The 13,639-nt window shown below is 56.6% G+C and carries 14 protein-coding genes; all 14 read left to right on the top strand.

All coding sequences use genetic code 11. The features are described from left to right. The first annotated feature begins 2 nt into the window (after window positions 1-2). Window positions 3-914 carry a F0F1 ATP synthase subunit A gene (atpB, locus tag A3714_RS01235; RefSeq protein ID WP_062815061.1) on the top strand — a complete coding sequence of 304 codons (912 nt, stop codon included), beginning with the start codon at window positions 3-5 and terminating at the stop codon, window positions 912-914. 56 nt (window positions 915-970) lie between these two features. After that, the gene (atpE, locus tag A3714_RS01230) at window positions 971-1,192 is read left to right on the top strand and encodes a F0F1 ATP synthase subunit C (protein ID WP_007151035.1); all 222 of its coding nucleotides are present in this window, start codon (window positions 971-973) and stop codon (window positions 1,190-1,192) included. A gap of 64 nt (window positions 1,193-1,256) precedes the next feature. Continuing rightward, window positions 1,257-1,727 (top strand): F0F1 ATP synthase subunit B, encoded by a 471-nt coding sequence (locus A3714_RS01225; protein WP_062815060.1) that lies wholly within the window; start codon window positions 1,257-1,259, stop codon window positions 1,725-1,727. A 15-nt stretch (window positions 1,728-1,742) separates the two neighbouring features. After that, complete coding sequence (locus A3714_RS01220; RefSeq protein WP_062815059.1) at window positions 1,743-2,279, top strand: F0F1 ATP synthase subunit delta; 537 nt, start codon at window positions 1,743-1,745, stop codon at window positions 2,277-2,279. 16 nt (window positions 2,280-2,295) lie between these two features. Beyond that, window positions 2,296-3,840 carry a F0F1 ATP synthase subunit alpha gene (gene atpA / locus A3714_RS01215; protein WP_062815058.1) on the top strand — a complete coding sequence of 515 codons (1,545 nt, stop codon included), beginning with the start codon at window positions 2,296-2,298 and terminating at the stop codon, window positions 3,838-3,840. Window positions 3,841-3,863: 23 nt separating this feature from the next. Further along, window positions 3,864-4,724: a F0F1 ATP synthase subunit gamma gene (atpG, locus tag A3714_RS01210; RefSeq protein WP_062815057.1), complete on the top strand. Its 861-nt coding sequence runs from the start codon at window positions 3,864-3,866 to the stop codon at window positions 4,722-4,724. Between the two features lie 58 nt (window positions 4,725-4,782). Then, a complete protein-coding gene (gene atpD, locus A3714_RS01205) occupies window positions 4,783-6,165 on the top strand; it encodes a F0F1 ATP synthase subunit beta (RefSeq protein WP_062815056.1) in 1,383 nt (460 codons plus the stop codon). 21 nt (window positions 6,166-6,186) lie between these two features. Next, complete coding sequence (locus tag A3714_RS01200) at window positions 6,187-6,609, top strand: F0F1 ATP synthase subunit epsilon (RefSeq protein ID WP_062815055.1); 423 nt, start codon at window positions 6,187-6,189, stop codon at window positions 6,607-6,609. Window positions 6,610-6,743: 134 nt separating this feature from the next. Next, window positions 6,744-8,111, top strand: a complete 1,368-nt coding sequence (glmU, locus tag A3714_RS01195; RefSeq protein ID WP_063509871.1) for a bifunctional UDP-N-acetylglucosamine diphosphorylase/glucosamine-1-phosphate N-acetyltransferase GlmU — start codon at window positions 6,744-6,746, stop codon at window positions 8,109-8,111. 90 nt (window positions 8,112-8,201) lie between these two features. Next, the gene (glmS, locus tag A3714_RS01190; RefSeq protein ID WP_063509870.1) at window positions 8,202-10,031 is read left to right on the top strand and encodes a glutamine--fructose-6-phosphate transaminase (isomerizing); all 1,830 of its coding nucleotides are present in this window, start codon (window positions 8,202-8,204) and stop codon (window positions 10,029-10,031) included. A 94-nt stretch (window positions 10,032-10,125) separates the two neighbouring features. After that, complete coding sequence (locus A3714_RS01185; protein ID WP_063509869.1) at window positions 10,126-10,545, top strand: RDD family protein; 420 nt, start codon at window positions 10,126-10,128, stop codon at window positions 10,543-10,545. A 32-nt stretch (window positions 10,546-10,577) separates the two neighbouring features. Further along, complete coding sequence (locus tag A3714_RS17655) at window positions 10,578-11,201, top strand: YceK/YidQ family lipoprotein (protein ID WP_146063395.1); 624 nt, start codon at window positions 10,578-10,580, stop codon at window positions 11,199-11,201. Window positions 11,202-11,408: 207 nt separating this feature from the next. Next, window positions 11,409-12,893: a carotenoid oxygenase family protein gene (locus A3714_RS01180; protein WP_063526681.1), complete on the top strand. Its 1,485-nt coding sequence runs from the start codon at window positions 11,409-11,411 to the stop codon at window positions 12,891-12,893. Between the two features lie 186 nt (window positions 12,894-13,079). Next, the coding region (locus A3714_RS01175; protein ID WP_304439022.1) for a biotin carboxylase N-terminal domain-containing protein at window positions 13,080-13,639 on the top strand (560 nt) is incomplete at its 3' end.

The raw sequence follows: 13,639 nt of genomic DNA, 5'->3' as shown, positions 1-13,639 counted from the left end.
ATATGGCTGGTAGCTCTCCGGGCGAGTACATCAAGCACCATTTGGGCAATCTGACCTATGGCAAACTGCCCGAAGGCTACGTCCGTGAGTGTGACGGGCGAGACACAGTAACTCTGACTGAAACCACCTGGACGTTTGCCTGCAACGGTAATGAAGCCAAAGACATGGGCTTCGCGGCATTCCACGTGGATTCTCTCGCCTGGTCCGGCGGCCTCGGCATCATCATGTGCCTGATGTTCTGGCTGGTGGCCCGCAAGGCGACCGCTGGCGTTCCCTCCGGTTTCGTGAACTTCATCGAAACCATCATCGAATTTATCGATACCCAGGTTCGTGATTCTTTCCACGGCAAAAGCAAGCTGGTGGCGCCGCTGTCACTGGTGATCTTCTGCTGGGTCTTCCTGATGAACCTGATGGATCTCATTCCGGTGGACGTGGTTCCGGCCACCTTCAGCTGGATCATGACATCGTTCTTCGGCTGGACCGCACAGGAAGCCTACTTCAAGATCGTTCCCACCACCGACCCGAACATCACCTTGTCCATGTCATTCTGTGTGATGCTGCTGGTGATCTTCTTCACCATCAAGGCGAAAGGTGTGGGCGGCTTTATCGGTACCCTGGCTCTGCACCCCTTTGAAGCCAGCAACCCGGTAGTGAAAGTTCTGCTGATCCCGGTCAACCTGCTGCTGGAGACCATCGGTCTTCTGGCCAAGCCGGTATCCCTGGGTCTGCGACTCTTCGGCAACATGTACGCTGGTGAGTTCGTGTTTATTCTGCTGGCCGCCATGATGGGCACCTGGCAGTTTATCGGTGCCTGGCCCTGGGCGGTATTCCATATCCTGGTTATCACCCTGCAGGCATTTATCTTCATGGTACTCACTATCGTGTACCTGAGCATGGCGGTCGAAGACCACTAAGATTTTTTAAACCGGTTTTTAATTAAACCAACCAAGCACTTAACGGGAGTGTAAAGATGGAAGGCATTCAATTTCTTGCTGCTGCTATCGTAGCTGGCCTGGCGGCCATCGGCGCAGGTCTGGGTTTTGGCATGATGGGTGGCCGTTTTCTGGAATCCGTAGCGCGTCAGCCTGAACTGGCTCCGATGCTGCAAACCCGCATGTTCATCATCGCTGGTCTGCTGGATGCTGTGCCGATTATCTGTATCGCTATCGCGTTCCTGCTGATTTTCCAGTAAATCGCGCTTTACTTTTTAAGCCCCGATTTTGGGAAATCTAAGCAACGCGGATTGAGGTGTTGGCATGAATATGAATGCGACACTAATTGGCCAGGCCATTTGGTTTGCCCTGTTTGTGTTCTTCTGCATGAAGTTCGTTTGGCCCCCGATTTCTCGGGCGCTCGATGAGCGTAAGCAGAAGATTGCCGAGGGCCTGAGTGCCGCGGATCGGGCAGAGCGTGATCTGGAACTGGCGCAGGAAAAGGCGACCGCCAATCTCAAAGAAGCGAAAGAGAAGGCGGCCGAAATTATTGATCAGGCCAATCGCCGGGCTAATCAGATTGTGGAAGAGGCTAAAGATGCAGCGCGCACCGAAGGTGAGCGTCTGGTAGCCAAAGCCCACTCTGAGATTGACCAAGAGGTTAATCAGGCTCGTGAGCAACTGCGGAAAGAAGTGGCAGCCCTGGCGCTGAGCGGTGCCGAAAAGGTACTGGCTGGCGAAGTTAACCAGGATGCGCACAAGCAGATGCTTGAGCAGCTGGCGGCTGAACTCTGAGACTACGGGTAACTCATGGCTGAACTGACCACCATCGCACGCCCCTACGCCAAGGCCGCCTTTGTTTTTGCAAAGGAACAAGGTGACCTGGGCAAGTGGGAAAAGATGCTGGGCTTGGCAGCGGCAGTGGCAGGTGATGCCACCATGCGTGCCTACCTTGACCAGCCGGAACTGGATGACGCTGCCAAGGTTTCTGCTTTTGCAGAAGTCTGTGGCGATGAACTCGACGAAAGTGGGCGTAATTTCATCGCCCAGCTGACGCAAAACAAGCGTCTGCCGCTTTTGCCGATCATCCTGCAACTGTTCCACGAGCTTCTGGCCCAGGAGCAGCGGTTCACCGATGTGGAGCTTATCTCCGCATTCGATCTGGATGACGCTGCAACCGAGAAGCTGGTAACAGCGCTGAAGAAACGCCTTGGCACTGACGTGAATGTCACCACGTCTGTGGACCAGTCCCTGATTGGAGGCGTGCTGGTGCGAGCCGGCGATACCGTAATTGATGGCAGTGTGCGTGGCCGACTAAACCGTCTGGCAGAGCAACTGAACTCTTGAGTTTGAGGGATTAGAGATGCAGCAACTCAACCCGTCCGAAATCAGCGAGATTATCAAGTCGCGCATCGCGAAACTTGATACCTCCACCGAAGCACGCAACGAGGGTACGGTGGTATCCGTATCCGATGGTATTGTGCGTATTCATGGTCTGGCCGACGTGATGTTCGGCGAGATGATCGAGTTTGAGGGCGGCATCTACGGCATGGCCCTTAACCTGGAGCAAGACTCTGTGGGTGCCGTGGTCCTGGGTGATTACCTGGGTCTGGCCGAAGGTCAAAAGGTACGTTGTACCGGCCGCATCCTGGAAGTACCGGTAGGTCCGGAACTGCTTGGTCGTGTGGTTGACGCCCTGGGTAACCCCATCGACGGCAAAGGCCCGGTCGACGCCAAGCAGACCGATGCGGTCGAAAAGGTAGCGCCCGGCGTTATCTGGCGTCGTGAGGTTAACGAGCCCGTCCAGACCGGCTACAAGTCTATCGATGCCATGGTGCCGATCGGCCGTGGTCAGCGTGAGCTGATCATTGGTGACCGTCAGATTGGTAAGACGGCGGTCGCGGTTGATGCCATCATCAACCAGAAGAACTCCGGCATTAAGTGTGTCTACGTCGCCATCGGCCAGAAGCAGTCCACCATCGCTAACGTGGTGCGCAAGCTGGAAGAACACGGTGCCATGGACAACACCATCATCGTTGCGGCTTCCGCTTCCGATCCGGCCTCCATGCAGTTCCTGGCAGCCTTTGCCGGTTGTACCATGGGCGAGTACTTCCGTGATCGCGGTGAAGATGCACTGATCGTTTATGATGACCTGACCAAGCAAGCCTGGGCCTATCGTCAGATTTCCCTGCTGCTGCGTCGTCCTCCGGGTCGTGAAGCTTATCCTGGTGACGTGTTCTACCTGCACTCCCGTCTGCTGGAGCGCGCCGCCAAGGTAAACGAAGAATACGTTGAGCAGTTCACCAACGGTGAAGTGAAAGGCAAGACCGGTTCCCTGACCGCACTGCCGATCATTGAAACCCAGGGTGGTGACGTGTCTGCCTTCGTACCGACCAACGTAATCTCCATTACCGATGGTCAGATCTTCCTGGAAACCGACCTGTTCAACTCCGGTATTCGTCCGGCGATGAACGCGGGTGTATCCGTATCCCGTGTGGGTGGTTCCGCGCAGACCAAGATCGTCAAGAAGCTCGGCGGTGGTATTCGTCTGGCACTGGCTCAGTACCGTGAACTGGCGGCCTTTGCCCAGTTCGCCTCTGATCTGGATGACTCCACTCGCGAACAGCTGGAGCATGGTCAGGCCGTTACCGAGCTGATGAAACAGAAGCAGTACAGCCCCATGAGCGTTGCCGAGATGGGTGTTGTTCTGTACGCAGCGAACGAAGGTTACCTGAAAGGGATGGAAGTCGAGAAAATCGGCGCCTTCGAAGCGGCTCTGCTGGACTACATGAACAGCGAAAAGAAAGCGTTGATGGACAAAATCAACGAGAAGGGTGACTACAACGGCGAGATCGAAGCCGAGATCAAAGAATCTCTCGATCAGTTCAAAGCCACCCAGACCTGGTAATTCGCTGAAAAAGGGTACTTCCTATGGCCAGCGGTAAAGAGATCAAAGGCAAAATTGCCAGCGTCCAGAGCACGAAGAAAATTACCCGTGCAATGGAAATGGTGGCAGCCTCCAAGATGCGTAAAGCGCAGGATCGTATGGCGGCAAGCAAGCCCTACGCGACTCGCATGCGTCAGGTGGTTGCACATCTGGCCAATGCCGATCTGGAATACCGGCACATTTACCTGCAAGAGCGGGAAGTGAAGAACGTTGGCTACATCGTGGTGACCTCCGACCGGGGTCTCTGCGGTGGCCTCAACGTGAATCTGCTCAAGAATGTCGTCAAAAGCGCGCGAGAGTGGGAAGAGCAAGGCGCCAAAGCCCAGTACTGTGTAGTGGGCTCCAAGGGTGTCAGCTTCTTCAAGAGCGTTGGCGGCAATGTGGAAGCGACAGTGTCCGGTCTGGGGGATACCCCGCACCTGAACGACCTGATCGGTTCCATCAAGGTAATGCTGGATGCCTACGAAAATGGTGAGATCGATCGCCTGTACATCGTGTACAACGAGTTCGTGAACACCATGACCCAGGCGCCCAAGAACATTCAGATGCTGCCGCTGGAACCGGCAGAAGATGAAGAGTTCAAGCGTCACTGGGACTACATTTACGAGCCTGCTCCGAAAGCACTGCTCGACGAGCTGCTGGTGCGGTTCATTGAGTCCCAGGTGTATCAGGGTGTGGTTGAAAACAATGCCTGTGAGCAGGCAGCGCGAATGGTAGCGATGAAAGCGGCCAGTGATAACGCCGGCGACATCATTCGTGATCTGCAGCTGGTGTACAACAAGGCACGCCAGGCTGCAATTACGCAGGAAATCTCCGAAATCGTTGGTGGTGCTGCTGCGGTCTGATTTGTCAGCAGGCTGGTAGAAAGAACGCGGCAAAAACGCAAGTTAAGAGGATGCAAGCATGAGTAGCGGTCGTATTGTTCAGATCATCGGTGCTGTGATCGACGTGGAATTCCCGCGCGACGGCGTACCGAAGGTATATGACGCCCTCACCGTGGACGGTACTGAAACCACGTTGGAAGTTCAGCAGCAGCTGGGCGACGGCGTGGTTCGTACCATTGCCATGGGCTCCACCGAAGGTCTGAAGCGTGGTCTTAACGTGACCGACTCCGGTGAGCCGATTCAGGTACCGGTAGGCACCAAGACCCTGGGCCGTATCATGGACGTGCTGGGTCGTCCCATCGACGAAGCCGGCCCCATCGGTGAAGAAGAGCGCATGCCGATTCACCGTGCTGCTCCTACCTATGCGGATCAGGCAGCCACCAACGAACTGCTGGAAACCGGCATCAAGGTAATCGACCTGGTCTGCCCCTTCGCCAAAGGCGGTAAGGTTGGCCTGTTCGGTGGTGCCGGTGTAGGTAAAACCGTAAACATGATGGAGCTGATCCGGAACATCGCGATCGAGCACTCCGGTTTCTCCGTGTTTGCCGGTGTGGGTGAGCGTACTCGTGAGGGTAACGACTTCTACCACGAAATGAAGGATTCCAACGTACTGGACAAGGTGTCCCTGGTATACGGCCAGATGAACGAGCCGCCAGGTAACCGTCTGCGTGTGGCGCTGACCGGTCTGACCATGGCCGAGAAGTTCCGTGATGAAGGCCGCGACGTTCTGTTCTTCGTGGATAACATCTACCGTTACACCCTGGCCGGTACCGAAGTATCTGCACTGCTGGGCCGTATGCCTTCAGCGGTAGGTTACCAGCCGACCCTGGCGGAAGAGATGGGCGTTCTTCAGGAGCGTATTACTTCCACCAAGACCGGTTCCATCACCTCCGTTCAGGCCGTATATGTTCCTGCGGATGACTTGACTGACCCGTCTCCGGCAACCACCTTTGCTCACCTTGATGCGACCGTGGTACTGAGCCGTGACATCGCCTCCAAGGGTATCTACCCGGCGATCGACCCGCTGGATTCCACCTCCCGTCAGCTGGATCCGCTGGTGATTGGCCAGGAGCACTACGACGTGGCCCGTGGCGTGCAGTCCGTACTGCAGCGCTTCAAGGAACTGAAGGACATCATTGCGATCTTGGGCATGGACGAACTGTCTGAAGAAGACAAGATGATCGTTGCCCGTGCTCGTAAGATCGAGCGTTACCTGTCCCAGCCGTTCTTCGTGGCCGAAGTATTTACTGGCTCCCCGGGCAAGTATGTTTCCCTGAAAGACACCCTCGCGGGCTTCCGGGGCATCCTTGACGGTGATTACGATCACATCCCGGAGCAGGACTTCTACATGAAGGGCTCCATCGACGAAGTTGTAGAAGCCTACAACAAGCGTAGCAAGTAACCTGCACCGGGAGACAAGCAAATGGCGATGACCGTGCATTGCGACATTGTTAGTGCAGAACGCCAGCTGTTCTCCGGTCTGGTTGAGATCGTGGTGGCCTCCGGTGTGGAAGGCGATCTCGGTATCATGCCGGGCCACGCCCCGCTGCTGACCCGGCTCAAGCCGGGTCCGGTACGGGTGAAGAAGCAGAATGGTGACGAAGAAGTGTTCTACGTATCCGGCGGCTTCCTGGAAGTGCAGCCGAAGCTGGTGACAGTGCTGGCAGATACCGCAGATCGCGCCGACAACATGGACGAAGCCGCTGCCGAGCAGGCCAAACAGCGTGCCAAAGAAGCGCTGGAAGGGAAGAATTCCGAAATGGATTACTCCCGTGCCGCCGCTACCCTGGCCGAGGCCGTGGCCCAGTTGCGCGCAATCCAACAGTTGAAGAAAAAAGGCCGGTAAGCAACTTTTGCAAATCTTCAACACAGAGGGGGTAGCCAAGTGCTACCCTTTTTTGTTTCTGTCACAAAGACACCGGCACCATGATGTAGTGAAATGGTTGCACTGGTTGATAGGCAAAACAAAAAGGACGCGCTATGAGTTCAGGGTCAATTGCAGTTGTCATTCTCGCCGCCGGTAAAGGCACGCGCATGAAGAGTGCCTTGCCCAAGGTGCTGCACCAAGTGGCCGGCAAGGCCATGGTCCAGCATGTGGTGGATGCCGCCACCAGCCTGGCCGCCGATAATACGGTCATCGTGTATGGGCACGGTGGCGACAAGGTAAAGAGCGTCGTCAAAGGCGATCACCTGCAATGGGCCGAGCAGGCCGAGCAACTGGGTACCGGCCATGCGGTGGCCCAGGCCATGCCCCTGGTGAGGGAAGATACCGTCCTGGTGTTGTACGGCGACGTGCCCCTGATCCGTCCGGAAACCCTGCGAGAATTTGTTCAGTGCGTGGATGACCAGACCCTGGCACTGATGACCCTGACCCTGGACGACCCCAGCGGATATGGCCGTATCGTCCGTGATGGCCAGAACAATGTGCAGCGTATCGTCGAGCAGAAAGATGCCAGTGAAGCGGAACTGGGTATTCCGGAAATCAACACCGGCATCCTGGCCTGCACCCGCAGCTTCCTGGCAGATTGCCTGCCGAAACTGTCCAGCAACAACGCCCAGGGCGAATACTACCTGACCGACGTCATCGCCATGGCGGTGCAGTCCGGGCTCTCCGTGGAAACCCTGCAGCCGGAATTTGCCTGGGAAGTGGATGGCATCAACGATCGCGTGCAGTTGTCCCGCCTGGAGCGACTCTACCAGCTGGCCCAGGCCGAATCCCTGATGCGCGACGGCGTCACCCTCCGTGACCCGAACCGTCTGGACGTGCGCGGCAGCGTGCAGATCGCCAGCGACGTGATCATCGATGTGAACGTGGTGCTGGAAGGTGACGTGACCATCGAAGAAGGCGTTGTCATCGGCCCCAACTGCATTATCCGCGATACCAATATAGGTGCCGGCACCGTCATTGAAGCCAACAGCCTGCTGGATGGCGCCATCATCGGTGAGCAATGCACCATCGGCCCCTACGCCCGCCTGCGCCCAGGCACGGAACTGGCCGACAAGGCCAAGATCGGCAACTTTGTGGAAACCAAGAAGTCCTATGTAGGCGAAGGCTCAAAGGTGAACCACCTGACCTACATCGGCGACAGCCAGATCGGCAAAGGCGTGAATGTGGGTGCCGGCACCATCACCTGCAATTACGATGGCGCCAACAAGTTCCAGACGGTAATGAAAGACGGTGCCTTCATCGGTTCCAATTCGTCACTGGTGGCACCGGTCACCATCGGCGAAAATGCCACCGTGGGCGCCGGCAGCACCATCACCAAGGACGTGGACGACAACGGCCTGGCCGTTGCCCGTGGCCAGCAGCGCAATGTGAGCGACTGGAAACGTCCGCAAAAGAAGTAACCGAATCCGTTGGAGCCATGCTTGCATGGCGAATAGATACGGCAGTGAACCTGTAGACACGGCCGGCAAGCAATATTCAAGGAAACCAACATGTGTGGAATCGTCGGGGCCATTGCCCAGCGTAATGTGACCAATATCCTGATCACTGGCCTCAAGCGCCTGGAATATCGCGGCTACGACAGCGCCGGCGTGGCGCTGCTCAATGATTCCGGTATTACCCGGGTGCGCCGACAGGGCAAGGTGGCCGGTCTGGAAAGCGCCACCGTGGACGAGCAAACCACCGGTTTCACCGGCATTGCGCACACCCGCTGGGCCACCCACGGCAAGCCCTCGGAAGCCAATGCCCACCCGCACATGTCCGGCAGCGATCTGGCCCTGGTACACAACGGCATCATCGAAAACTTCCAGGAACTGAAAGACGAACTCGAAGCTGCCGGTTACGCCTTCCAGTCGCAAACCGACACCGAAGTCATCGTGCACCTGCTGCATCAGGTGCTGGCCACCGGTGTGGATCTGTTTACCGCCGTCCAGCAAGTGGTGAAAAAACTCGACGGCGCCTACGCCCTGGGCGTGATCCACAAGGACGAGCCCCACAAGCTGGTGGCTGTGCGTTCCGGTAGCCCCCTGGTCATTGGCCTGGGTATCGACGAGAACTACATCGCCTCCGACCAGCTGGCGCTGCTGCCGGTGACCAACCGCTTCATCTTCCTGGAAGAGGGCGACCAGGCGGAAATCAGCACCGACAGCATCCGCATTGTGGATGCGCAAGGCCAAGCGGCCAGCCGCGACACCCACGAATTCGATGGCACCCACGAAGACGCAGAAAAAGGCGAATACCGCCACTACATGCAGAAGGAAATCTTCGAGCAGCCGGCGGCCATCCAGAAAACCCTCGAGGATCGCATCAACAGCCCGGAGACCCTGATCGATGCCTTTGGCGAAAAGGCGACGGCCATCTTCGAGAAGGTGAAAACCGTACAGATCGTGGCCTGCGGCACCAGCTACCACGCCGGCATGGTGGCCCGTTACTGGCTGGAAGACATTGCCGGTATTCCCTGCCAGGTGGAAGTGGCCAGTGAATTCCGTTACCGCAACCATGTGGTTCCGGAAGGCACCCTGTTCGTCACCATTTCCCAGAGCGGTGAAACCGCCGATACCCTGGCTGCCCTGCGCGACACCCAGTCACCCAACTACGTGGGTCGCCTGGCGGTATGCAACGTGGACAGCTCCTCCCTGGTACGTGAATCCGAGCTGGTATTCCTCACCAAGGCGGGTCCAGAGATCGGTGTGGCTTCCACCAAGGCCTTCACCACCCAGTTGGCGGGCCTGTTGATGCTGGTATTGGCCCTGGGGCGTCAAAAAGGCCTGGCCGACGACGAGATTGAAAAGGTCCTGGAAGAACTGCGCCAGCTACCCAACCTGATTGAACAAGCCGCCGCTCTGGATAAATCCATCGAGAAACTGTCAGAAGCCTTCGTGGAAAAACACCACGCCCTGTTCCTGGGCCGTGGCGTGCATTTCCCGGTGGCCCTGGAGGGTGCGCTCAAGCTCAAGGAAATTTCCTACATCCATGCGGAAGCCTACGCCGCCGGGGAACTGAAGCATGGCCCCCTGGCGCTGGTGGACAGCGAAATGCCGGTGGTCTCCGTGGCACCCAACGACGAACTGCTGGAAAAACTCAAATCCAACCTGCAGGAAGTCCGGGCTCGCGGTGGTGAGCTCTACGTGTTCGCCGACAAGCACGCCCACGTGAAAGAAGGCGAAGGCATCCACGTGCTGAACATGCCCGCCGTGCCGGAAACCATTGCCCCCATCGTCTACACCGTGCCGCTGCAGCTGCTCAGCTATCACGTGGCTGTCTTGCGCGGCACCGATGTGGATCAGCCGAGGAATCTGGCGAAGTCGGTGACGGTTGAATAAAAACAGTTAACAGTTAATAGTGAATAGTTAACAACGAGCCCGGCGTCGCCGGGCTTTTTATTGTCTTGAACAAAGAATAAAAAGGAATCGGCATATGGAAATGAAGACAGCGCTGCTCAGGATCCCGGCATTCATCATTGATTTGGTGCTGGTTGCAGGCGTGATCATGCTAGGCAATAAAATCGCCGTGGACGCCGGGCTAGTGGCAGGTTTCATGCCTGCTGAAGCCCTGATGCTGCTGGCTATACCCCTGGGCTTCTTTGTGTACTGGTTGACAGGTCTGCATCTGGGGAAACGGCTATTTGGCTTGAAGGTTGTGGATGCGCAAACCGGCCAGCCTCCATCCGGCTTTCAATGGTTCCGCCGCTGCTTGCTGTTCTCGCTGGTGGTGTCTCTGAATGTCTTCCTCTTTATTCCCGTGCTTGTTTCCCGGGAGCAGAAAGGGTTTCATGACATGATCGCTGGGACACGGGTTGTCTGCGCGGGGGAACCCGCCGATAAAAAGAAAGAATAGTAATCGGGGACACGCATGAATTGGGGGATATCTTGCGAAAGTTAATTTATCTGGTTTCTTTTACGCTTATGCTTCTGTCCGGATGCGCGACAAAGTCTGTTTATTTCAAAGATGGAACTGAGAAAAGCGTTAACAGCGCACGATATAAGGTAATGGCTCCGGGCCTTTATGCTGCTACACAACAGAATTTTCTATGGTTTGGTGATGCTGCAACAACTGATTCAGAGTTTGGCGGACTCTTTATGTTCTGGCTCCCATTCAATCTTGTAGATGTTCCAATAAGCCTTGTTTCAGATTCTTTCGCGCTGGCTATTCCAGGAACATGGATAAATCAAAGTCGGAAAGAGACTGAGGGGGGATGGGGACCATATATCACGTATGTTAACCCGAACTATGAAGCTCGCTTCGAGTCATTGGCGGAGTTTAATGAATTTATCAGAGCTGTTAATGACACTAGTGGGAAAGGAGGAATGGGCGGTGCTGCGGAGCTGTTGTTTCATGGTTTTGAGTGTGTTGATTGTAGCGATCATACAGACGTCAAATTCATACGTTATGTAGGCCATGGAAGGTGTTCACAGAAGCAAACTATTTATGTTAGTAAGCAGTATTATTCAGGATTTGAATATGAGATCTCGATGAATGAAATCTGTCAGTGAAATGGCAGAAACCAACGACACGCATGAATTACCAAGGATCACGGTGGTCAGGTCTTCCCTCGTATCCAACAGCACAACCGTCCATCCCAACCCCCCCCATCATCCAAATAGTGAAACACCAAACAATTAGCTGTTTAACCCACCTTGCACACCATCCCAGCGAGGCTTAGAAAGGGAACTCTGACAAAAAAATGCAGGGGTTATCCCATGACGGCAGAAGTGAGTTCGCTACGGACGTCTCCCGGTAAGCCGGTAACGCATCACGGTGGTTTTGAAGCGCTGAATGAAGAGCTGGATTACCTTGTTCCTCTCAACGAAGTGAAGGGCGCTATCCCGGATGCGGTTAGCGGCACCTTTTTCCGTATCGGCCCGGGGCGCAACCAGATCGGTGGGCAGGAGTTCGGTCACTGGTTTGATGGCGATGGCATGCTGCATTCCGTGTCCTTCACGAGTGACGGTGTGGTCTACCGCAACCGTTATGTGCGCACGCCCAAGTACCTGGCGGAAACCAGGGCCAACAAAATCGTCATGCGAAGCTTCGGCCACAATGCCCCCGGTGGCATCCGCAAAAACATGGGCCGCCTGCCGGCCAACTGCGCCAATACCAATCTGGTTTACCACGGCGGCAAGCTGCTGGCGTTATGGGAAGGGGGCCGCCCCTGGCAACTGGACCCGGCCACCCTGGATACCATTGGCGAGTACGATTACGACGGCAAGCTGGGCAAGTTCAATACCTTCAGTGCCCACGGCAAGGTGAATCCACGCACCGGGATTTATTACAACTTCGGCATTCGTCCGTCGTTCAATCCGAAGGGAGCGCTGATTGGTAAGGGCGCCATTGATCTCTACAAGATCGCGCCCTCCGGGCATTTGGTTGAGAAGGGCTCCTTTGAGGTGGATTTTCTCAGCTTCTGTCACGACTTCGCGCTCACCGAAAACTACATGATCTTCTTCCAGTCCCCCATTGCCATGAAGTCACCGATGCCCTGGCTGGCCGGCTTGATTCCCTTCGATCAAGCCATTGCCTGGCGCCCGGAACTGGACATGAAAATCTATGTGGTGCGCACGGCGGATTTCCAGGTGGAGAAGGTGTTCACCGTGGACGATCCCTTCGTGGCCATTCATTTCTCCAATGCCTGGGAAGCGGACGATGGCAACATCGAGGTGGACCTGACCCGCTACGAAGATTTTTCCGTGAACGAGCAGCTGCGTAATGTGCTCCACAGCAAGGGCGATACCTCTGCCGGGCGATTCATGCGTTACCGCTTGGATCTCCACAGTGGCACGATTGAGGCCAACGAATACAAGGAGGCACTGGGCGGCGAGTTTCCCCAGTGGGATCACCGCTACACCACCCAGCCCACCTCCGTCATGTATGCCGCCTGCATGATGGGCGATGACTCCACCTTCTTCGATGGCGTGGAACGGATTGATCTGCAAACCGGCAAGGTAAAAACCCACGCACTGGGTGAAGGCCGGTATACCTCTGAAGCCATGCACGTGGCTCCCCGTGACGAAGACGACAACCAGGAAGGCTGGCTGGTGAGCATGGTCTATGATGCCCGTGATCACAGCAGCGAAGTGGTCATCTTCGATGCCCGCACCCTGGACGAAGTGGCTGTAGTGCCGCTGAGAAACCATGTGCCCTTCGGTTTTCACTGCGGGTACAGCCCCAGGTCCTTTATCCGTTAGGGGTGCCATTGCGGGGACCCTCAGGAAAATGGGGTAACGGGGTCCAGCGCTTTCCCTGTGCCTGTTATCCCGACAAATCTGCATTAACCCAATGCATGGTTCACCATGCACTCTGATCAATGCCATCGATAAGCCCAACTGGCTACACTGTGGTCTTTGCCGTCGAATCAAAGACTGGAGTCCGCCGTGCCCGTGCCGTTTTCTGCCATCCTGATTGCCAACCGTGGCGAGATTGCCATTCGTATTGCGAATGCCTGTGCGGATCTGGGGGTTCGTTCCGTGGGAGTGTTTGCGCAGGATGATCAGGCGTCCCTGCACACCCGTCAGGTGGATACGGCGGTAGCGCTGCCCGGGCGGGGGGTGCCGGCCTACCTGGACGGGGCGCAGCTGATTGCGGTTGCCAGGGAGCAGGGTTGCGAGGCGATTCATCCGGGTTATGGCTTTCTGGCCGAGAATGCGGACTTTGCCGACCAGTGTGCCGAAGCGGGCATCACTTTGATCGGGCCGGGGGCGGACACCTTGCGACTGTTTGGCGACAAGGCGGCGGCCCGAGCGCTGGCCGCCCGCTGCCAGGTGCCGCTGGTGCAGGGCACCGCGCAGGCGGTGTCGCTGGAAGAGGCGAGGGCGTTCATGGCGTCGTTGCAGGGCAGCGGGGTGATGATCAAGGCCCTCAGCGGTGGCGGCGGGCGAGGTATGCGAGCGGTCACTGATTCGGCAGCGCTCGACGCGGCTTATGCCCGTTGTCA

It is taken from the genome of Alcanivorax sp. HI0007, from assembly GCF_001635525.1.
Classification (GTDB): Bacteria; Pseudomonadota; Gammaproteobacteria; order Pseudomonadales; family Alcanivoracaceae; genus Alcanivorax.
This window is presented reverse-complemented; position numbering and strand designations above follow the sequence as displayed.